Genomic DNA, 20,515 nt, shown 5'->3' on the forward strand with positions numbered 1-20,515 from the left:
TTCATGATCGTGCCCCACGCCGTCGGCGGTTTCAATTCACAACGTCCACAGTCCCTTCGGCCAGGTCAGCACGGGTGTGGCCTCTCGGCTGCCTGGGTGACGAGGAGGCCACGACGCATGTCTCGGTACGGCACAGCGGCGATCCGGGGAGCCTGCGTGCCGTCCGGTGTACTTATCGGGCCTGACGCGGTGACGCCTCTCCGCTGCGCCGCCTGCCGGGCGCGGAGGGCCTGGTCGTCGCCCTGCGCGTCGCGGACCGGTTCGCTGCGGTGCTGGTCTCGGGAAGCTGGGAGGCATCGGCGGGCAGGTCGGCTGTCCGCCGCATCCGCCATACGAGCACGTCGCTGACGGAGTCCGCGGTGCCCAGTTCGCGCCGAGCGGCAACGTCGGACAGGAGGGCGGCCGGGTCGTGGCCGGCGGCTTCGGCTTCCGTGATGGTCGCGGCCAGGGCGTACCAGCCGGGTTCGGCGAGGATCTGCTCAGCCAGTTCCGGGAGCGCCTCGCGCAGCAGCACCCTTTGCCGCTGGAGCACCGGCCGGCTCAGACGCCGGCCGCGCTGGTAGAGCACACCGAGCGGCTGGGCCGAGGCGGCCTGGTAAGCGGCGCGCAGGTGTTCGGCGGCTCGGGTGGCGGCCTCGGCCTGCTGGGCGTGGCCCTTCCGGGCGTGCCAGTGCGCGGTGGCGGTGATCAGGAAGAACAGCATGTCGATCGCCATCGCCGTGGTGGCTCCGTCCTCACCCCGGCCGAGGGCCGGACCGCCCTGGACGAGGTCGCGGGCGGCCTGCCGCAGGGCGCGATCGTGCCCGCGCACGGCACGGACGTGAGAGCGGGAGGCCCGTTCGAAAGCCGTGGCAGCGTCGCGCAGTTCGCGGCGGGTGTGAGCGGCAGACGTCTTCGCGAGGGCGTCCAGGACCTCGCCGACTGCGGCGATGTGGGCGGCGGCGACCCCGTCCTCGCCGTGTTCGACGACGAGCACGGCCTGCCACACGGCCGATGCCGTTCCGCGGCGCGCGGAGGCCGGACTGCCCGGCCCCGTGCGAATCGCTTCCTCCCGCCGGGCCGCAGGCACATCCTGCGCATCACCGGACCACCGCTCGCGGATGCGAGGCAAGGACAGGTCGGGAGCCAGGCGCGCGCCGGGGTAGAACACCGGCTCGCCGCCCTTGTTCAGGTCGTCGGGCAGGGCGACCTTGTATCCGAGCCGGTCACCGGAGGGCGCGGCGCGCTTGCGGATCAGCAGGCCGGCGGCAGCGAGCCGCTCGAAGAACTCCTCGTCGCTTCTCGCTCCGGCCACCGCACGCCGTACGGACTCACGCAGTTGCTCGCGGGCGGTTCGCTCTCGGCCCTGCCGCTCGGCCTTGTGGCGTTCGGCGCTGGTGGGCCGCTTCGCCGCGGTGCCGTCCCCCGGTGCGACCTGGTGGAGGCCGAGTTCCTTCTCGATGAGGCGGGCTTCGGCTTGGGCGCGGGCGCCGGAGCGGAAGTCGTCGGGGCGGTGGCCGTCCTCGGTGACGAGGGTGGCGACGATGTGGATGTGGTCGTCGGCGTGGCGCACGGCGACCCAGCGGCAGCCGGACTGTCCCTCGCCGGGGTCGATACCGGTGGCGGCGACGATGCGGCGGGCGATGTCGGCCCACTCCTCGTCGGTCAGGATCCGGTCACCCGGGTCTGCGCGCACGGAGGTGTGCCAGACGTGCTTGGCCGGGCGGGCGTGCTTGGCGAGGGCCATCATCGGTTGGTCCAGGAGCTGCTGGAGGTCGGTGAGCGTGGCGTTCGGGTCGCGGCCCGGGTCGGGGGACATGCCGTCGAAGGAGGCGACGAGGTGGGGGTCGGTGTGGTCCTCGTGCTTGCCGGTGTCGTAGAGGTAGTAGAGGAGACCTCGGGTGTCGGATCCCGACGGGTTGACGCTGGGGATCATGAGCCGTGGTGCTCGATCAGCCGTGTGGCGGCCTGATGGGCGGTATCGGCGGCACGCCGTACGGCGGCGATGGCCGCTTCGAGGTGGGGAACGTCTGCGCCGGAGTTGAGTGCCTTGACTGCCTGGTTGAGGTTGCTGCCGGCCCACCCGAGCCGACGCCGGCTGTCGAACAGGGCGGTGATCACTTCGCGTTCGTCGGCGATCTCAGCGCTGGTACGACTCAGGTCGCGGGCGGCGGAGAGCGCGGAGCGGGCGAGGAACCCGGCGACGGACAGATTGCACTGAGCGGCGGCGGACTTGATCAGGGCGTACTCGTCTTCGTTGAATCGCGTGGCGGGCTGGCGCAAGCGCTTCTTCGCTGGCGGCTGACGAGCGCGCTGTCGACGGGCGGGCGGCTCGATCTGCTTCTCCTCCTGCCCCGGCTTCGATCCGCCCCCGGTCGAAGCCCGAAGGACCTGCGCCCCCCGGTGCAGGGCCTCTCCCGCCCCCTCGGGGGCGGGAGAGGCGGAAGCTATGCTTCCGCCCCAACTTGCTCGCCCCGAGACCGAGTTGGAGCCGGCAGCAGGTTCCGGAGTGGTGCCGTTCTGGGTGGGGTTCGTCATCGGGATTCGGGCCTCGTAGAGCGGGTGTGGTGCTGGATGGTCGCTGCGAGCGCGAGGAGGTCGGTCGGTCCCATAAGGACGCGGACGGGTCCGTCGGGCTGGTCCTGGACGAGCCACTGGCCGGTCGGCGTGAGGACGGCGGTGTGTAGGAGCCGCCGGCGGACCAGGACGTCCGCCCAGGCGCCGGCCTCGTCGACCGTGGGCTCGGATGAGCGAGCAGGTCGCGCAATCACAGCGTGTCTCCTCAAGGGGGGCGGTGGCCCGGCACGGAGCCGGGCCACCGGTTGCGATTAGGGGTGTTGAGCTGGGATTTTGCAGGTTCAGCCGCACTCGACGCAGCGCCCGACGTGGCTGTTGAGCGCCCGTGCCATCCGCTGCTTCGTCGATGCAGCCTGCTTCGCGCTGGATTTCGCCGCTGGCCTGCCCTCGTGCCGCTTGGAGTGGGCGAGCATGAAGCCGATCTCCCGCTCGTACTCCGCACGGACGGTGTCGAACTGGTGGCAGGTCTTCACGGGGCGGTGCTCCTTGTCGTCGTGGTGTCGTCGCTCCGCAGTTGCTGGAGGACGAGGCTGAGTCGGTCGTTCCGGCCGCCCTTCAGGCCCTCGCGGCGGAGGATCTCTCGCAGCTGGACCCGGGTGACGGACTCGTTGCCGTCCCGTTCGAGCAGGGCAGGGACGTGCGGACGGACCTGCCGGACGAGCTGGTCCACCGACTGCTCCGGCTCGCGCGGCGGACGCTGCGTCTGTTGGGTGCGGGACCGGGTGCGCTTCCCCTTGGTCTTAGTCCGGGGCTTCGTGGTCGTCTTCCGGCGGAGTGGGGCCTTGTGTCCCCGGTCCCCGGTGGGCTCGGTCCCCGTGTCGGTGGCGTTTGGTCCCCGGTCCCCGGTGGGCTCGGTCCCCGTGTCGGTGGCGTTCGGTCCCCGGTCCCCGGTGGGCTCGGTCCCCGACTCGGTGGCGTTCGGTCCCCGATGCGGATCCGGGCCCTGAGCAGGGACTTCTCGCGTAGTTCGGTCGGTCCCCGCGCCTCCGGGGTCTCCCTGCGAGGCTTCCGGATTGGTGCGACCGGTCCCCGGGACCGCACCTGCTTCTGGGGCCTCGGTCCCCACCCTGGTCCCCGCGTCGCCCTCGGTCCGCGCGCTAGCTGACTCCTCGGGGTCCGCGATTTCGGGGACCGGTCCCCTCGGAGCGCTCGGTCCTCGGTCCCCGACCGACTCGTCGGATCCGTCTATGGGGACCGGCGCTTTCGAGGCCGGCTGTGAGGGGACCGTGGCTGCCGTCGAGGGGGTGTGCGTCGGGGACCAGGGGGAGGGCAGCGGGACCGTGACGAGCGCGAGTGCGTGTCGGCGCGCGGCGAGCTGGTCGAGCAGCTGTGCGCGCTGGCGGGCGTCGGTCCCGACCGAGGCCCTGCCGACCGCCTTCGACAGGCGCCGCGTCAGCCGCCGGCCGCGCCGGCTCTGTTGCTGCTCGGGTGTGCGTTCGGCGAGGCGGGCGGCGAGGGCGACTGCGCGGGCGGTGGCCCGGTCCCTGGTGATCTGCGCGGCGTCGCGGTCGCGTGCGGCGATCCCGAGGCGGGACAGCAGCCGCTCGCGTGCTTCCCGCCCCAGGACGGCGATCAGTCCGTGGGAGGCGGCACCCGGGGTGCGCAGGCGCAGCTCGATCCCCATCGCGAGGTGCCACAGCATCGCCGCCATGACCGGTCCGACGAAGGCCCTTACCGTGCCGCCGATAGGACCGCTCTCGGCATAGGCGGGGATCACCTGCACTGTGGTGATCACCCAGACCAGCGTGCCCGGAAGACCGGGGGCGCCCTCGGTGGCCAGGTTCTGCCGTGCCATCAGCGCCGTCGCGAAGAGCGCCAGCTCGGCCGCGGCGAACATGCCGGCCCTCTCGGCGGCGCCGGCCATGTCGAGGTAGTCGGCGGCGAACCGCCAGCTCGTGTCCGCGGAGTAGCAAGTACAGCCGAGGGCGGCAAGGGCAGCGACCTTGACCGCCGGACCGCTGAGACGTTTCTGCGGGCGCGTGCTTCGGCGCCGGATCGTCCAAGCGGTCAGCACGAGCGCGACGGCGGCGGGCACGAGGGCGGCGAGGAGGAGAGGGAGGTCCGGAGCGGCGCTGAGGGACAGGAGGGTGCGGGTCATGCGGCCTTTCCGAGAGAGGCGTGCGCCGGAGTCGACGCTGCCGGGCGGGCTGCCGGCTGCTGTGTGCCGGGTGCGGCGGGCGCGGGGCCGCCTGCTGCTGGGGCGGTCTTCCGCTTCTTCTTGGGCCGCGGCACGCCGTAGGTGCGGTCGCGGTCGAACACCTTGTTGGCCGCCTGCCGGAGCAGGTCACGGGCATGCTTGTGGCTGATCTGCAGGGCGGTGGCGAGCCGGTCGGGCCGCCAGCCGCGTACGTAGGCGTGGTCGATGACGACCTGCCGCTCGGCCTCGGTCAGATGCACGTCGCGTCCTAGGAAGAAGGACGTGACGCGTCGGTAGTCGAGGCGCTGGTGCAGTCCGTCGTGCCAGGGACGCCGCTCGGCCTCGGTGAGGCCACCCCAGATGCCCTCCTTGAGAACGTTCTCCAGGGCGAAGTTGAGGCAGTCGCTGCGTACCGGGCACCAGCCGCACAGCTCCTTCGCCTCGGCTATGGCTTCGTGGTCCCGCGGGAGCGGGAAGAAGACGGCGTCAGCGTCCTCGACGTCCATGCCGTGGCACGCTCCCTGGGTGTGCCAGCTGGTGTCTCCGATACCGCGCAGGCCGGTGGCCGGCGCGTCATGCGTGGTGATGTGACGCAAGGGTGGTCTCCGATGTGCTGCCGCGTCGGCCGGCCGGGCTGGCGCTGGGCGCGGCGTCGGGTACCGGCTACGGCGCGCGGGCGTGCGCCGTAGCCGGGGCGGGACGGTGATGTTGGGGCGGCGGTGCACCGGGAGGCACGCGCCGATACGCCGGTCAGGCCAGGGCGGGCTGCTGGACCTGCTCGCTCGGCTGGGCCTGCTGGGCGGCGGCGAGGTCGACGCGGCCGGGGTGCGGGGTGGCGCGCGGGGCGGTCGTGCGTACGCCGTCGTCGGGGCCGATCCGGCGGCGACGACACGGCTCGCCGGGCTGGGCCAGGCACCACTCGCACGTCACGCTCAGGGCGTCGGGCAGTCCCTGCGCGACGGCGGCCTCGCGGGCTGCGCGGGCGGGCCGGTAGGGGGCGAGGGCGGCGCGGGCGGCGGGCGGTATGCAGGAGCCGATCTGCCGCAGCCTGGCCTCAAGCCTTGGGTCGATGCGGTCGCGACCGCTGGTGATGGCTCTGGCCTGGGCGGGCTGCGCGGTGCCGGCGGCGACGGCGCGGCGGGTGCCGACCAGTTCGGCGGTCCAGGCGGCTTGGTCGTCCGGGTCGGCGGACGGTGTGGGATCGGAGTGCCGGGCTAGGCGGTCGCGCCGGTAGCTCTCCCAGGGGCGAGCCACGTCCGCGGGCAGGATCTGGTACGGCGAGATTCGGATGTGCTGTCGGGCGGCGACGCGGGCGTCCCAGCCATGCGGAGTGGCCATCGGCACGTCGCCGAGCAGCTCGTGCCACTGGGCGAGCTGGTCGCGGGCTTCGCCCTGGTCGGTGCGGATGGTGCGGGGGTCGAGTCGGCCGATGTAGGCCAGCAGGGCGGCGATTTCGCGGCGGTCCACGGCTACTGCTCCGTTCCGGTCGGCTCGTTCAGGGCGGCGAGGAGGGCGGCGGTGTGGGCCTCTGCCCGCGTCATGCCGCCGGGTTGGCCGGGACCGGTGCCGGGCACGGCGTAGAGGTTCGGGCGGCCAGGGGGGTGCTCTCGGGCAACCCAGGAGCGCCAGTCGGCAGCCCAGGCAGCCGCTGGCCTCGGCTTGAAGCCTGAGCGGTGGGCACGCCACTTCGCGTCGGCCGCCTGCAGGCCCTGCTCGCCGAGGCGGTCGAGGTGTCCCTGCTGGCGGGCCCAGGTGTGGCTGGCTGGCTCGATCTGCCACTCGGCAGCTGAGAGGACGGCAGCATCACCACTGCTGTACCTCCGGTTCAAATCCGGTTCACTACGGTTCTGTGTGCCGGATTCCGGTACATCGCTGTGCCGGTTTCCGGTACGTCGAGGTGCCGGTTTCCGTCGGGACCTGCCGGATTCCGGTACTGCCGGTTTCCGGGCCCTCGCAGGGGATTCCGGCACCTCACGCGGGCGGATGTTGTAGCGCCGCAGGGCCGAGATCCGGAGCGCCGGGGTGGCCTCGGTCCCCTCCGCCGGCGTCTGGTCGGGGTCCTCGTCGTCCACGGTCTCTGCCAGGGCCTTGGCGGCGAGGGGGAGGCGGTAGACGGTGCTGCGCTGCGGGCCGGTGAGGTCGTCGAGCTGCTCCAGCTCACCGGCGTCGACCAGACGGTCGATGGCTTCGCGGACCGTGGAGACGGAGGCGCGGGTGCGCTTGGCCAGGCTCGACAGGGAGGCCCAGGAGACGCACTGCTCGTCGCCCACCCGGTCGGCGATGGACAGCAGGACCAGACGCGCCGTCCCCCGGCTGCAACTGTGCTCCCACACCCAGTCGCGGGCTTCGCTGCTCATCGGCAGCTCCCGACGAGCGGGCGGGTCCCGCGGCTTGGCGGGGCCATGAAGGTGCGGTCCGGCTCGGGGCGCTGAAGCGCCGAGGCGGAGATGGCTGCCGCGCAGGCCAGGCGGAAGGGCCTTTTGCGCAGGGCAGGAGACATGCGATACTCCCCTTTGCAGTGTTGCCACGCTGACGCGCCCCTTGGAAGGACTCAGTGTGGTGATGGTGGGCAATCTCCGCCCTTGCCGGGGCGGGTGTGCCGCTTAGCGTTCGGCGTCCGTGAGTTACCGCTCCCGGGCGCCGTCGCTGTTTGTGGACCTTCGCGGTCCGGTCCGTTCTCGTGCTCTCCTCATGTCCGTCGCTGCGGGCGGGCTGCCCGGGGACGACGAACATACGCACGGACCCGTATCAAGATCCAGACTTGGTTTTTAAACTCTGTACTGGTTGCAGAGAGTCACTAAGTGGTTTCCACCGCAGCCCAGCGAGCGGCATGCCAGCGGAGTGTGCCCGGAGCTACCGAGCGTCGGCCGGACCGCCGAGGGCGGTCGGCTCGAGATGCTCGCTCCTGGCGAAGGGTCCGCTGGTGCGCCGACTTGAGGGTCTGGGCGCAGCAAAGGTGATTGGATATTCAACCTTGCGGGGGCTGTTATGCCAATCGTGTCCACCGTCAGAAAGTTGAAGCCACTTAAGTGTCGGCGCTGCCGATACGGGTCTGTGCCGCCCGGCAATGTTGCGCTCTCCGCGCATATCTCGCCCCATCTGTTCGGATGCGAATGAGTGCACGATTGCGGGAACGAACGGACAGGGTATGTGGGCTAGGCCCTAGACCTTGCTGGAGGACTCTTTCTGCAACGCCTGGAGCACGTATAAGCGCCTTGGCTGACGGAAACGGAAAGCCGAGGCATGGACGGCACATGACCGCCCCGACGTCCTCGCAGATGATCTTCACCCTCCCTCGTATCGCCTGCCGCAACGGCCTCACCAACCGCCAGCCAGGGGTAGTCCAAGTCTCGTCTAACTACGAGTGTCCACTCTGATCTAGAGGACATCCTTGCTGGCCATCCCCCCGGCGGATCACCCGGTGGCTTGCGACCCGTCTCGTGGACAACCAGATCTTGGGCTTGGTCTGGATCATTCGTCAATGTATGCAAACTGTCACAGCAAAGTAACGAAATGCCTCCTCCGCTAGGGCCGGTGGAGCCATTGCTGTTCAACTTTCCTACGGCTAGCCGAACTTAGCGAGACCTGTGTGACGCCGATGCCGAGAGGTGCCCTCCGGCTTATAGGACAAGTCGGTCAAAAATCGGTGACCGGCAATCTTCTGCCGGTCACCCGGAGCCACCCGTTGACCGCCCATGTGACGCAGAGAACAGCGCCTTACCCGCATTGCAGCGGGAGTTCGCACAACTTGATCCGGATACAATCCTCCGAGATCACAACCATGCACACGAGAACTGTGAGGAACATGGCATGCTCGGTGCCACAAGGGATAACAGCAGAGAAGCAGGACCCGCCGAACTCGGGTCCCTGCTGCGCGCCTTCAGGGCTGCCGCCAGCACCACGCTCGGCCGCACGATCCTCCAGAGAGAAGTGGCCGACGCACTGCACAGGAGTGAACGTTGGTATCGGGACCTTGAAGGCGGAACCATCACCCGCGCCCTCACCCGCCACGAACTCGACATCATCGGCGCGTTGCTCGGACTGGACCGGGTCCAGCGACGGGCTCTGTTCCTCGTCAGCCACGGCGGGGGCCTGTCCAGCCTAGGAGTCCAGGAGCCACCCCGCATCAGCGACCAGCTGCGCTACCTACTAGACCAGCAGCCTTTTCCCGCCTATGTCATCGACGCCACATGGAACGTGCTGGCGGTTAACATGGCGATGGCCGCCCTGTTCCCGTGGTCAACCGCCCCCGAAGCCAACCTGATGCGGTGGCTGCTCCTCAGTGATGAGGCGCGGGACCAGCACCTGAACTGGACGTCCGACGCGGAAGTGTGCATCCGCATGCTCCGCGACGCGGCCGTCGACCGTCCCGACGACGCAGACCTTCAGCAGCTCATCAGTGACACCAGGCAGAACCCCGCCGTGCGCGATCTGTGGGCCCGTGGCACAGCCGACTTCGCCGATCACTATGACGGTCACGTACTCCAGATGATGCTTCCGCTTTACGCCGGTCAGGTGACCGAATTGGTCCCCCACGTTCTGCACCCCGCCGGTCTTCCTGGTTGCCGCATGGCGATCCTGACTCAGCGGGCACACGGACAGCCGGTAGCCAAGCGATCGGCCCCGGCAGGGCGACCGATCCCTCCGCCGGCGCTCGGATACTCAGGGCGCGGTTAGAACATGCCCGCCGGGCAGCCCCAAGCCCGCCGGTGCCAGCCGATCGACTACGAAACCCGTTACAGCGGCCCTCTTCATCAACAGCGGCGGTCGGCAGTGCGGGATCAGTGTCCGCCCAGACTTCCGCGCCTGCGCAGACGGGCGTTGTCGATAAGGCTTTGCCCGAGGAGTTCAGGGTGACGGTTTCTGTGATCCGGCCGTGGCGGGCTGTCTCTCGTCGAGACGCCGAGCGCTGAGGCGCGCTCCTAGCTCTGCGGTCAACAGTGGCCCAGGACACGTCTTCAGGCACCGCTGAGAAGCCGAACCGGAACGCGTTGTTGTGGTTATCGTCGTCGCGCGGTATGCCAACTGGCGATCCATCGGACGTTGATGGTTTCATAAGCTCGGCCTGCCGGTCACAGGCGAGGCGGTTGAAGCCGTCCGTCCCCGTTCATTGCCGCGTTGCTCTCGCGGTCTGGTTAGGGCGTTGCTTCTCGATGTGGTGAGGTTGCATCTCAGCCGGGGTGAAAATTTCCACCCGGTCTGTTCGGTCGCTGGCGGGTTCGGGCTAGGCCGGCATGCATGACTGTCAGCGGAGCCGTGCGCTGGCCGTTTTCCTGAGGGGCACCGAACCTACGCTTCCGGCCTCTTACCCGGATGTTCCTGCGCACCACTCGTCCCAACTCACAGCAATCCAGCATCACTTCGGTAAGAGCTGCACCGCAATCACAGCAGAGACTCCTTGCTGTCGTCACAGGAGCAATGCCTCTTGTCGCAACCCAGTGATTGGCGCCAGCAGCAACACAGCGTGGCAAGCGTCACTCTTCACGGAAGGGAAGGGGATAATATAATGGCTCAATGATCATTCGTGATGCGCGCGGCGGACAGCTCCTCCGTGTAGGAGACCCGGGGCAAGGGGTCCATCTGCTGTTCTCTACTCCGGCACGGCCGTACGGAGACGACCCTGCACTTGACATCCCTGTACGGGCCAAAGGTGCATGGGTAGACGTCAGCGATCTGGTTCGGACGATGGATGGTGATGGATTGGCAGAGTTCGTTTCGTCACTGACTGACAGATCGAGCAGTTGGAGCGAACCCCGCACATGGCAGTCAAGTGAAGGGCAGTTGAAAATATCAGCGCAGCGTTCGGATAGCCGCATCGTCCTAACGTGGGGTATGCGGGCAGTGGTGACCGGGTCCGAAGGTTGCTGGCGTTTCGAGACTGTCACATCCCATGAAAGTGGGCATGAGGTACGCGAGCTTTCCGGCGCACTTAATGCCCTACTTTCCGAGAAGCCTCGGAAGTCCCTTAGTCGGTGTAGAAGAGCCTCGGGGGCCTAGTACTGCAACGGTGTCTGTCCTGATTGCTGGGCAGTTCTCAGGGGCTGTGTCCGCGTCGTTTGTAGTGGCTGATGCGTGCTTGGTGTTGGCGTCGTCGGCGCCATGTCGACCAGTGCAGGACGTGGTCGATGGGGGTGGGTCGGCGGTCGGTGAGGCGGGTGATCAGCCGTCGTATCTCGGCGAGGCTCAACTGGATGAGCTGGGAGGATCCGTTTCTGCTTTCCCGGCATCCAGCTGGCGGGCTCGCAGGACGGTGAGGCAGGCGTGGGCGGCCATGGCGAGGGTCATGTGGCGGTGCCAGCCGGGATAGCGGCGGACCTGGTAGTCGTCCAGGCCGCACCCCTGCTTCGCCGTCTGGAAACATTCCTCGACAGCCCAGCGGCTGCCGGCGATGCGGATCAGCTCATCCAGTGTGGTGTCGGTGGGGCAGTAGGCGATGTAATAGGAGATCTCCTCGGGCCTGCTGACGCTGCGGCGAGCCAGGACCCAGTAGCGGCGGTCCTCGCGGTGCCAGGGCCGCACCTCGACACGGGCCCAGTCGTAGATCCGCCGGCCGTGTGCCCCTTCACCGCAGGACCGTCGTTTCCACTTCTGCCGCGGCAGGCCGGGAAACAGCTCGTGGACGGGATGGTCGATGGACCAGCGGGTGACGACGGTGTCGTGCCGGGTGGTGGCCATGACGTGGAAGACGTCGGCCTGCTCTAGCTCGAACCGCCAGCCCTTGCTGTAGCCGTAGGCGGCATCCGCCGTCACCCAGGCGAACAGGATCCGATCCGCTATCGCTTTGCGGACCATCGCCTTGGCCATGGCCATCTTCGTCTCGAAGCCGACACTGTCGTCGATGCCGGCTCGGCGGCAGCGTTCCCGGTCTTCCGTCCACGAGGTGGGCAGATAGAGCCGCCGGTCGATCAGGGTGCGGCGGGCGGTGGCGTAGGCGAGGAACACTCCGATCTGGCAGTTTTCGGTGCGGCTGGCGGTCCCGGAGTACTGCCTTTGCACCCCGGCCGACCGCAGGCCCTTCTTCAGGAAGCCGGTGTCGTCGACGATGAGCACGGCGTCCCGGTCGCCGAGGTGTTCCACGACGTAGTCGCGGACGTCGTCCAGGACCTCATTCGCGTCCCACTCGATCCGGTTCAGCATCCGCTGGATCCGGTCCGGGCCGTCGTGACCGGCCTCCTCCGCCAGCGTCCAGCCGTTCTTGCGCTCCAGCGGAGCAATCAGCCCCCGCATGTAGGCAAGAGCTGACTCACGCGGCTCCGACCTGTTGAAACGGTGCACGAACCGCTGATGCAGAGCAGTCAGCTCACCCGCCCACAACCTGACATCAGCAAGGTCCCCACCCATAACCACACCAACGACCGAGCTGCCCAGCAGTCACGGTAGACACCGTTGCAGTACTAGCGCCCGCCCGAACCGCGCGGACAACGTGGTGCTGCGCCCGGCGTACCGAAGTCGGCCCGCAGTGTCGTACCCCCCAGCAGCACTGTCCTGGGCGCCTCCGCAGGGCCGGTGACGGTGCCGATGACGGCTTCGGTGGTGGTGCGCACCTTGTACTTGCGCCACGTCCTGGCACCCCCGATGCAGGGCTGGTCCAGCCGCTTGAAGCACAGGCCTTCCAGCCCGGCCGCCGTCCACTCCAGCCAGCCCCGCGCTACGGCCGGATCGATGGTCGACGGACACAACGTCAGCGGCGCCTCCACTCGGTGGTCGGTGAACAGGGCCTCCAGCGCTGCGCGCCGCCGCGCGTACGGCCACCCGGTCAGGTCGGCCCCATCCGCGTGGACCAGATCGAAGACCACGAAGTGCGCCGGCCACCGGCCCGCTCCCTCCGCCGCGCCGCGTCCGCGTTCGGCCAGGCGCTGCTGGAGCCGCTCAAATGCGAGTCGGCCGTGCTCCCACACCACCAGCTCGCCGTCCAGGCCGGTGTCCGCTGGCAGCTGCGCGAGGACCGCCGCCCGGATCTCGGGGAACGAGGCGGTCATGTCGGTGCTCTGCCTCGAGCGCAGGAGCACCCGCCCGCCGTGGTGTACGGCGAGCTGGGCACGGAAGCCGTCCCACTTTGGCTCCGCCGCCTACCCGGCGGGCAGTCGGATGGTTGGAAATCCCTGCCTGCTGCCCTCCACAACTGCTAGGGCGGACTTCAGTAGGGCCATATCTTTAAAGTCCGTCACCAAGCCAAGTCTGATGGTTCAGCTCTCCCTGCTGGAACCACGACCTACTCCGACTGCTCGACCGGCCCCGCGCGTGTGGGCCTCAAAGTCCGGTGTCCGCGTCCGACAGCACCATCTCGCCCGAGGGATTACGAGGCGCTGACCTGTGGTCCGTACCGGGCGAAGGGACTGTGGCGGCGGCCGCGGCCGGGGAGGAACTGCTCAGGCCGACTGGGGCGCTGGCGGTGACGGAGTGGGGTGGCTTCCCCGGCGAGGGAGCACCCCGATGGCCGGAAGGCGGCATGCCATGCCGGCGCTGTCCGCGCGGCACCTGATGAGGAGGGGCCCTGTCCTGAGCGTCCGCGGCGGGCGGAAACGCAGGATGGTCGGTGCACGTCCCGCAGGACGCGCAGCCTCAGTGTGCCTCACGATCCCAGCAACCGGGTGGTGAGGCACCGCTGGGCTCCGGAAAGCCGTGAGCCCCGGAACACAGGCCGGGGCTCACTCGCGTATCCGCGGGGGTTCGGATGTTCCTGCACGCGTGTTCTTCCCAACGCGGCCCGGGCGGAGGAGGTTACGGCGTATGTGACCGGTCAGGTGACCGGGTTCTGCGGTGGTCCGTACGGCCGTGCGGTGGGGGCGGCAGGCGGCCCTTCGCCGTCTGTCGAGGCGTTGCTGACCTGCTGACAGGGGTGCGCGTATGCCGGGGTCGGCGCGGCCGGCGCGGGGTGTCGTGTCCTGGGCCGGTGTTGTGGTGTGTCGGCGTGGCTTGCTGAATCGTGCCTGCGTGGCGTACACCGCGCTTCACGGTTATCGGGACAGCAGCAGCGTCCCGCCCGGGCAGCGGCGTCAGGCCGCTTCGGGCGGGGTGTTATGCGGCGGGGGAGTGAGCGGTGATGTTCCAGGAGCGGGACCGGGTGGAGGGAGCCTGCGGGGTGGGGTCCGGCACGGCGGGCCAGGAGGGCCCGTTCGGGCCGGGCTGGAGCGTTGAGAGCGGCCCGGGGGAAGCCGAGGGCCTGAACATGGCTGCGGCGGATGCCTACGCCGTGTATGTGGCTCACATCGAGGTCTGTGGTGAGTGCGGGGCGCAGCGCTGCGTGGTGGGGCAGGAGCTGGTGGAGGTCTACCTGCGTGAGGTGCGCCGTCGCCGGTAGGGCATTTGGTTTCCGGTCCCGGCTGCGCCGGGGTAGGCAGCCGGGACCTAAGGTGCTGCGGCGGCCCGGAAGGAGGCCTGCCGGTCTGGTCGGACAGAGTGTGACGCCCTGGCGGGCTCAATTCGTGTGTATGCCCGGCAGCGTCAGAGCGGCTCCAGCCCGAGGCCGGCCAACGCGGTGAGCTGTTGGCCGTCAGCTTGGCCGGGTCAGGCTCCCAGAGCCGTGCGCATCCGCTGGTAGCGATCAAGGTCGCTCCACGTGTCGTGGGTCGGCGGAGCGGGGCGACGTCGCCCGATGCACCAGGCCCAGGTACTGGCTCCGAGGCTCGTGAGCAGCGGTGGAAGCAGCCAGGCCAGAGCATCCATGTTCGTCTCCTCCTTCTTCAGTTGCTCGTTGCCGGCGGGGCGAGCGTGGTCAGCCCGGCGATACGAGAGCCTCCACCCCCGCTCGCCCGCTTCTCGATATACCGACCCATCCCTGGCTATGACAAGCTACCACTGCGGGAAGTTGAGTTGAGAGTTGTCAACTTTCCGGGTGCCGGGTATATAAGAAGTAGCGCAACGCACGAGACAGGAGGGTGTTAAGGAGGGATGCAGATGCTGATGCGTACCGATCCTTTCCGGGAGCTCGACCGACTCGCCGAACGGGTCTGGGGGACGGCTGCGCGGCCCGCGGCGATGCCGATGGACGCCTGGCGCGAGGGCGACACGTTCTACGTCGATCTGGACCTGCCGGGGGTGACGCCGGAGTCGATCGATCTTGATGTCGAGCGCAACGTCCTGACGGTGAGGGCCGAACGCAAGCCGACGTACGGCGAGAACACCGACACGGTGGTCACCGAGCGGCCCGTGGGGACGTTCAGCCGGCAGCTCTTCCTGGGTGAGACCCTGGACACCGACCGGATCGACGCCTCCTACGAGGCCGGCGTGCTCCGGCTGCGGATTCCGGTCGCCGAGCAGGCCAAGCCCCGCAAGATCGCCATCAGCGGCGGCGAAAGCCGCAAGGAGATCACCGGCTGAGCCCCCACTCAGCAGGCGGGCGGTGTGCTTTCTGTCCCTGCTGCTGGTGACTGTGCCACCAGCAGCAGGGGCGTCCCTTTCTGCTGTGCCACCCCGATTGAGCCCCTTGCGCGCGATTCTCGGCGTCCTGGGAGAGACAGCGGGAGCCCACGGAATAGGCCGGCCATCGCTCGGGCGCCGAGAGACGTGCCCTGCATGACCATCCTGCGGCACTGCAGCGCCCGCGCCCCGGCAATCCGTCACGGCTCATCGAGCGCGGTCGGCTCTGCTTCCCTTGCGGTGCAGCTCTCTTGACTCTGGTCGGGGGGCGGGCGGATCGTGGCCATTCGCGTCAACGCTCCACCCCGAAAGGGGGCCATGCATGTCGTCCACCTGGCGCTACGTCGTACGCCCCGACGGCTCCTTCTGCCGCATCGGCAACCTCGACGGCAGCCTCGACAACGTTCCCGACGAAGAACTCGCCCGGCTCCAGTTCGTGCGGGACGAGGACGACCAGCCGGACCGGCCCTGCTCGCGCTGCGGCACCGAACTGCTGCTGCACTGGCACGGCCCGCTGATGACCGGCGTCTGGATGGAACTCTGCCCGGCCTGCGACGCCCGCCGCCCCGCCGCCCGCGCGTTCATCCAGTGGCACCGGAACCCCGGCCGCGACCCGGAGGCGCTCCCGAAGCTCTTCGAGGACTGGGAGACCGAAACCATGCACGCCCATGGCTGGGTCCGCGCTCCGCAGCCAGAAGCCCCACCCAGCTCACCCCGTCTCCACGTCGTGCCTCGCGGTCACGGCTGACGTCGGACGCCTGGAGCGGTGCCGCACGTCCTGTCGCGCGGCTGCCTCGTTGGCCTGCCGCCGGTCAGGCGCGCCAAAGCGTGCCACACGTGGCACAGTCCCGGGCCTGCTCATGCTGTGGGCGAGGCCGCGATAGGGGGCCTTGTCCTGCGGCGTCCGCGGCGGACGGAGACACAGGACAGAGCCCGGTGCAACGCCTGCAAGACGTGCCGCCCCAGTGTGCCTTACAGCTCCCCAGGTCGCGGCCGCGTGACCTGTTCACCACCTTGTCGTTGTTATGGCTGTCGCGGTCGTCCCCGCTGCGGATACGCGACATCAGGGCCTGGGTGCGCCTTCGTCAGTGAGCCCGGGCCCTTCCTCTTTCGGACGCCTCCGCGCCCACCAGAACACCTGCGGCGCACGGGTACTCAGTTGTCGGGGTTCGGGTTGCTGGCCCGGGCGATGCCGTCCAGCTCGCGGTCGATCGCCTGGCGTTCGGCGGTCCACTGGTCGATGAAATCCCGTACTTCCTGCACTCGGGCGGGGTCGTCGGCCTCTTCGGGATCCATGAGGATGAACCCGTAGTTGCCGTTGGTCCCGGGCACTTCAATGACCTGCTGGTCCATCTTGCCGGTGAGCATCATCGACACCACGGTCGCGAACTCGCGATTCATCTCAGGTGTGAAGGAGTGGCTGTCCTTGCCGCTGATGATGCCCTCGCGGCCCTCAAGCAGCAGACGGAACGTCTCGTGCACGGTTTGGGCCAGTGCCTCGTACTGGGCCGGGTCCATCCGGGCCTGGAGCGTTTCCATGTAGAGGGCAACCTTGGCCGCGCGGTCGTCGCCCGCGGGAACAGCGTCTTCGTCGCTCATCCTCACAGCCTGGTCCGTGCCACAGCCCGGGTCCAGCTTTCCGCACCCCAGTCTTCCCGGGCCGCAGGTCATGTCTGCCAAGTCGCGGGCGCGGTCCAGGGCAGTCGCTGGTCGCGGTCGGGGCGTTGCCCGGGATGGAGGGCCGTGTCGCGGGCCATCGGCAGAAATTGCTGACGAGCCACCTCGATAAGCCGGATCGCGTAGAACTGAAGAGCTGCCGCGCCCGCTTGGACGGCGCCGCGGCGTTTTGCGGGGATGCCGTGCAGGAGCCTGAAGCATGCGCGTGTGCTGGCCGGGCGGGGGTACCCGCAGGCGGCAAAACGGGGAAGGAAAGGCTGCCGAGATGGAACCAGTCCCGGTGTACGAGGGCGGCACCACGCCGTTAGAGCAGGTCATACAGACCACTGTGGCCTTGGAAGGCGACGGTTACAGCATCGCCGAGGCCCGCCACTTGGCCGCACGGTTTCGCGCTCGGGTTTCTCGCTCGGGTCCAGGCCGAACAACGTCTGCCCGTCTCGCAGCGCGCCGTGGACGTGACCCAGCTGGTCGTCAGTGAGTTGGTCACCAACGCGCGCAAGTACGCGCCCGGTCCGGTGCTGATGGATCTGCGGATCAGCGGCGACCTGGTCGAGATCGTGGTGTGGGACTCCGCACCGCGGCTGCCGGTGACCGAGGCTGCGGACCCCGGTCGGGTGGGGCAGCACGGGCTGGAGATCGTCATGGCGGTCGCCGAGGACTACGAGGTCCGGATGGAACCGGTGGGCAAACGCATCACCGTGCGCATCGCCCTCCTTGACGACCCCGCAGGGGCCCTCCCAGGCCGCCCATCCCAGTAGCGCCTTGCTGCGCATGATGCCGAGAGCTGTATCCGGCCCGCAGTGAACTCACGCGGGCTTGCCGCGCAGCGCCTGGATGGCCGGCCAGACCGCGGGGCAGGCTGAGGGCATGAGCAGCGCGCCGATCACCGTGCACCGGCCCTCTGCGTCGGGCGGGGAGTGACCGTGTACCGTCATGGCCGGGAGCAGTTTCTGGGTACCGCCTACAGCGACCACGACCTGGTCGTGTTCCTCGAGGGCGCCGGTATCGCCGACGCGGACGCTGCCCTGGATGATCCGCGGCGGGTCGAGTGGCGCGATGGCCCCGCTCACGTGTTCACCACCGCCTGACCCGCCCGCAGCGGCGCGTCTCGCCGACCGGACGCAACCAGAGGGACGCCCTCAGAGTTCCTACCTGCCTGCCGGTTCCTCCGCGTCGGCTGGGGGCGGTTCGGTGGGCTGGGGAAACATGCGGTGTTCCATAACGTCCAGTCCGAACAGCATGAGGACGAGCAGGACCGGCAGGAGCAGGACGGTGACGATCATGACGCCTCCCGGCCGGGTGGTGATGTCGGGGACGCGGCGCTTCAGCGTCGTTGCCAGACTGCTCCGGATGAGGGGCCGGCGCTCGTCCGGCGGGAAAGCGTGTAGGCCGTTCGGGTGACCCCACAACCGGTACGGGGACGGGTCCGCCGCGCAGCTGCGAGGGCGGCCGTGGGCTGGGATGCGGGGTCCGGCGCGGGCTCCTACCGTCGAAGCGTCCCACCGGTGACGGGCCGGTCCGGGGTGTCGAAACGAAAGGTGCCGGGCATGGGCCGCGCCAGGAGCGCCCGCGGGAGGAACACGCGCAGCAGGTCCGCCGGCCCGGGCCGCCGGACCTCCCCGCACGACGACCGGCAGCCGCTCCATGCGAACCCTCCCGCCGGGCCCGCCGCCCCCGCCGCCCCCGCCGCTCAGGTCGCGGCCGCCGGGCCTCCTGCTCCGGCCGGCACCGCCCCTTTCCAGGGGGAGGCGGCCCTGCCGGTCGCGGCCCCGTCCGCGGCGGCAGGCTCCGCAGGGCCGGGCAGGCAGATCATCCAGGTCGATCTGTGGTCCGTGGCGGCCACCAGCGCCCTGGTCTGTCTGGGGCTGGGCGTGTGCCTGGCAGTGGCCGTCATGCTCACCTGGACGGGACTCAGCCTCCTTGACCCGGGGGCGGGGGCGGGGCCTTCCCTCAAGTGGGGGCTGGCCTTCCTCACCGTCACCCTGCCCCTCGAGGTGGGTCTCGGCACGGCACTGGCCACCTGCGCCGCCTGCCTGTACAACCTCGCCTCCCGCTTGACGGGCGGAGTCCAGGTGACGGTGCACGGCAGCGCGCAGCCCAGCGGCGCGGAGGTGAGGATCCTGCCCGCGTACCGGCGCCTGCACGCGGTGCTGCGCCGAAGCGCCGCCGTTCGGCTGTGCTCGGCGACTTCCGCCGATGTTCAGGGGCGGCCAGTTGCCGGCGCCCGCGAGGCCGAACGCTGACCGCGGCGACCAGGCACGCCCCGCGGCGCATGACGCGCGGCGGTGCTGCCCGCTCGACGGAGACAAGGGCCGGCCCGCCAACCGGAAGCGGCTGGCGGGCCGTTCGGCTGCCAGCGCCTCAGAAGTTCACTCGAAGGAGTGATTGCGCGGGAGTGTCGAGTGAGGACTTTCGCCACACGAGTGAAAAGCCATCGCTCAGGTATCGAGTGAATCTGATCAACTTCGGAAGTGTTGTGGACAAATTCCGTCGTGCTGGCGGTGCTTCGGGGTGATCGTCCATCTCCAGTGGCGGAGTGCCTGGATCCGCTTTCGCGGTTTTCGCCCACCCCAGGCAGGCCCGGAAGTGCGATTAGCGTGCTGCTCGGCAGTGGGAAGGACCCCGAGTTGGTGTCGAGTCAGCATCAGGGCCCTTCCCGACGTGCCGGACCGAAACCCCATCTGAGGAGGCAGCATGATTCAGCACGTTCGCCAGCGGGTTGCAAAGCTCCTGCCGGCAAACCCCGAGATTAGCATCCCGGTTTCCACCGTCCTTGAAACCGGAGTCGAGAGCGTCACCGCGGTGACCTTGCGCTGGGGCACCGTTGTGTCGGCTGCTGCTGTGGCGAGCGTCCACGTATGGCCGGAGTCCCTCCCGGTGAGGCTTCTCGCCGCGGTGCTGGCCGCAGCGGCGATGGACCGCAGCAGCCTGACGCATGTCAGGGTCCGCCGCACTCTTTGACGCTCGCCGGGGCTTTCGCCTGGCTGCCGCCTCCCTGGAGGCGGCAGCCACCCGGCGTTGTCTCAACGCCGGGTGTGCGTCTTGTCGCGTTCTCTGCGTTCGTCGTTGATGTTTATCCGTGAGGTGATCACTATGGTGGGTTCCGGCCAGCGCGGGCCCGGGGGCGATCAGCATCGTGGCGAGCACGCGAGCCACCGATTCGCGCTCTCGGGGGTCGATGCAGGTGCCGTGCAGGCGTACGCCGCCTTCTGCCGCGACTACGCTCAGGTCTACCGGCGTTATGCGGGGGCGGTGACCGGCGATGCCGCCGTGGGGCGGACCCTCGCTGACGCGGCGCTGCAGGAGCTGGGGGCTCAGTGGTCACACGCCCTGCGCAGCGCCGATCCGTGTGCTCTCGGCTGGGTGCTGCTGCGCGCGGCCACGGCCTTCCGCCGCACGTCTACCGTGAGGTCGCTTCAGTGTGCTCTGCGTCCGCAGGAGGTGGATGCTCTGGTACTGCACTACCGTGTGGGGCTGTCCGCAGCCCGGGCGGGCAGTGCTATGGGTGTGTCTGCGGGCGTGTTCGATCTGCTTCGTCACGACGCTCTGCGGAAGGCGGCACGGCTGGACTGGGGGCTGAATATGCCAAGAGGGATTGCGGTCTGACCGGGAAGAGGTGCGACGGAGCGGATTTCGGCCGTCGTTCCTCCTGATCTGCTCCGATGGCGTTTCGCTCGTTGGTGGGAGCGGGTAGCAGTCAGGGCGACCGGCCTCCTAGCATGACACCCATGTCCTCGGAGTTCTGTGGCATCCGAGGGGGACATATGTGTCCCAGAGTGTGGGGAG

20 protein-coding genes and 1 pseudogene are annotated in these 20,515 nt (G+C 69.1%); 9 read left to right on the forward strand and 12 right to left on the reverse strand.

What is annotated here, in order from left to right:
* Nucleotides 1-172 precede the first annotated feature (172 nt).
* From E4U91_RS28665 to E4U91_RS28700, 7 genes are all read right to left on the reverse strand, one after another.
* Entirely contained in the window at nt 173-1,915 is a 1,743-nt protein-coding gene (locus E4U91_RS28665; protein ID WP_137309496.1) for a relaxase/mobilization nuclease domain-containing protein, read from the reverse strand.
* Nucleotides 1,912-2,262 carry a plasmid mobilization protein gene (locus E4U91_RS28670; protein ID WP_241678719.1) on the reverse strand — a complete coding sequence of 117 codons (351 nt, stop codon included), beginning with the start codon at nt 2,260-2,262 and terminating at the stop codon, nt 1,912-1,914. The genes E4U91_RS28665 and E4U91_RS28670 overlap by 4 nt, the downstream gene beginning before the upstream one ends.
* A 575-nt stretch (nt 2,263-2,837) precedes the next feature.
* Entirely contained in the window at nt 2,838-3,029 is a 192-nt protein-coding gene (locus tag E4U91_RS28680) for a hypothetical protein (protein WP_137309498.1), read from the reverse strand.
* Complete coding sequence (locus E4U91_RS28685; protein ID WP_137309499.1) at nt 3,026-4,654, reverse strand: collagen-like domain-containing protein; 1,629 nt, start codon at nt 4,652-4,654, stop codon at nt 3,026-3,028. The genes E4U91_RS28680 and E4U91_RS28685 overlap by 4 nt, the downstream gene beginning before the upstream one ends.
* Nucleotides 4,651-5,289 carry a WhiB family transcriptional regulator gene (locus E4U91_RS28690; RefSeq protein WP_137309500.1) on the reverse strand — a complete coding sequence of 213 codons (639 nt, stop codon included), beginning with the start codon at nt 5,287-5,289 and terminating at the stop codon, nt 4,651-4,653. Before E4U91_RS28690 ends, E4U91_RS28685 begins: the two co-directional genes overlap by 4 nt.
* 154 nt (nt 5,290-5,443) lie before the next feature.
* The gene (locus E4U91_RS28695; protein ID WP_137309501.1) at nt 5,444-6,160 is read right to left on the reverse strand and encodes a zinc finger domain-containing protein; all 717 of its coding nucleotides are present in this window, start codon (nt 6,158-6,160) and stop codon (nt 5,444-5,446) included.
* A 2-nt stretch (nt 6,161-6,162) separates the two neighbouring features.
* Nucleotides 6,163-7,050 (reverse strand): helix-turn-helix domain-containing protein, encoded by an 888-nt coding sequence (locus E4U91_RS28700; protein ID WP_137309502.1) that lies wholly within the window; start codon nt 7,048-7,050, stop codon nt 6,163-6,165.
* A gap of 1,453 nt (nt 7,051-8,503) precedes the next feature.
* On the opposite strand from E4U91_RS28700, the gene E4U91_RS28705 reads away from it, so the two are divergent.
* Nucleotides 8,504-9,370, forward strand: a complete 867-nt coding sequence (locus E4U91_RS28705; protein WP_137309503.1) for a helix-turn-helix transcriptional regulator — start codon at nt 8,504-8,506, stop codon at nt 9,368-9,370.
* A gap of 837 nt (nt 9,371-10,207) precedes the next feature.
* Nucleotides 10,208-10,690: a DUF6228 family protein gene (locus E4U91_RS39170; protein WP_241678720.1), complete on the forward strand. Its 483-nt coding sequence runs from the start codon at nt 10,208-10,210 to the stop codon at nt 10,688-10,690.
* 186 nt (nt 10,691-10,876) lie between these two features.
* On the opposite strand, the gene E4U91_RS28715 is transcribed toward E4U91_RS39170, so the two are convergent.
* Both E4U91_RS28715 and E4U91_RS28720 read right to left on the reverse strand, forming a co-directional pair.
* Entirely contained in the window at nt 10,877-12,034 is a 1,158-nt protein-coding gene (locus E4U91_RS28715) for an IS701 family transposase (RefSeq protein ID WP_137309504.1), read from the reverse strand.
* Between the two features lie 53 nt (nt 12,035-12,087).
* Nucleotides 12,088-12,702 carry an ATP-dependent DNA ligase gene (locus tag E4U91_RS28720; protein ID WP_241678721.1) on the reverse strand — a complete coding sequence of 205 codons (615 nt, stop codon included), beginning with the start codon at nt 12,700-12,702 and terminating at the stop codon, nt 12,088-12,090.
* A 1,034-nt stretch (nt 12,703-13,736) separates the two neighbouring features.
* Here E4U91_RS28720 and E4U91_RS28725 point away from each other — a divergent pair.
* The 3 genes from E4U91_RS28725 (at nt 13,737) to E4U91_RS28735 (ending at nt 15,800) form a co-directional block, all read left to right on the forward strand.
* The gene (locus E4U91_RS28725) at nt 13,737-13,994 is read left to right on the forward strand and encodes a hypothetical protein (protein ID WP_137309505.1); all 258 of its coding nucleotides are present in this window, start codon (nt 13,737-13,739) and stop codon (nt 13,992-13,994) included.
* A 596-nt stretch (nt 13,995-14,590) separates the two neighbouring features.
* The gene (locus E4U91_RS28730) at nt 14,591-15,013 is read left to right on the forward strand and encodes an Hsp20/alpha crystallin family protein (protein ID WP_067230971.1); all 423 of its coding nucleotides are present in this window, start codon (nt 14,591-14,593) and stop codon (nt 15,011-15,013) included.
* A gap of 361 nt (nt 15,014-15,374) precedes the next feature.
* Nucleotides 15,375-15,800, forward strand: coding sequence for a DUF6300 family protein (locus E4U91_RS28735; protein WP_137309506.1), 426 nt, complete (start codon nt 15,375-15,377; stop codon nt 15,798-15,800).
* A gap of 407 nt (nt 15,801-16,207) precedes the next feature.
* On the opposite strand, the gene E4U91_RS28740 is transcribed toward E4U91_RS28735, so the two are convergent.
* On the reverse strand, nt 16,208-16,651 hold the full coding sequence (locus E4U91_RS28740) for a hypothetical protein (RefSeq protein ID WP_241678722.1): 444 nt from the start codon (nt 16,649-16,651) through the stop codon (nt 16,208-16,210).
* 343 nt (nt 16,652-16,994) lie between these two features.
* Between E4U91_RS28740 and E4U91_RS28745 the strand changes: the two are divergent.
* Nucleotides 16,995-17,487 (forward strand): annotated as a pseudogene (locus tag E4U91_RS28745) (ATP-binding protein).
* 48 nt (nt 17,488-17,535) lie between these two features.
* Here E4U91_RS28745 and E4U91_RS38195 read toward each other — a convergent pair.
* A complete protein-coding gene (locus E4U91_RS38195) occupies nt 17,536-17,799 on the reverse strand; it encodes a hypothetical protein (RefSeq protein WP_168218178.1) in 264 nt (87 codons plus the stop codon).
* Nucleotides 17,800-17,877: 78 nt separating this feature from the next.
* Nucleotides 17,878-18,012, reverse strand: a complete 135-nt coding sequence (locus tag E4U91_RS39640) for a hypothetical protein (RefSeq protein ID WP_277755341.1) — start codon at nt 18,010-18,012, stop codon at nt 17,878-17,880.
* 264 nt (nt 18,013-18,276) lie between these two features.
* On the opposite strand from E4U91_RS39640, the gene E4U91_RS28755 reads away from it, so the two are divergent.
* From E4U91_RS28755 to E4U91_RS28765, 3 genes are all read left to right on the forward strand, one after another.
* On the forward strand, nt 18,277-18,972 hold the full coding sequence (locus E4U91_RS28755; RefSeq protein WP_137309507.1) for a DUF3566 domain-containing protein: 696 nt from the start codon (nt 18,277-18,279) through the stop codon (nt 18,970-18,972).
* Nucleotides 18,973-19,423: 451 nt separating this feature from the next.
* Nucleotides 19,424-19,690, forward strand: a complete 267-nt coding sequence (locus E4U91_RS28760) for a hypothetical protein (RefSeq protein ID WP_137309508.1) — start codon at nt 19,424-19,426, stop codon at nt 19,688-19,690.
* A gap of 81 nt (nt 19,691-19,771) precedes the next feature.
* Nucleotides 19,772-20,335 carry a hypothetical protein gene (locus E4U91_RS28765; RefSeq protein ID WP_137309509.1) on the forward strand — a complete coding sequence of 188 codons (564 nt, stop codon included), beginning with the start codon at nt 19,772-19,774 and terminating at the stop codon, nt 20,333-20,335.
* Nucleotides 20,336-20,515: the final 180 nt, after the last annotated feature.

The sequence above is a fragment of the Streptomyces lasalocidi genome (assembly GCF_005280215.1).
GTDB lineage: Bacteria > Actinomycetota > Actinomycetes > Streptomycetales > Streptomycetaceae > Streptomyces > Streptomyces longwoodensis.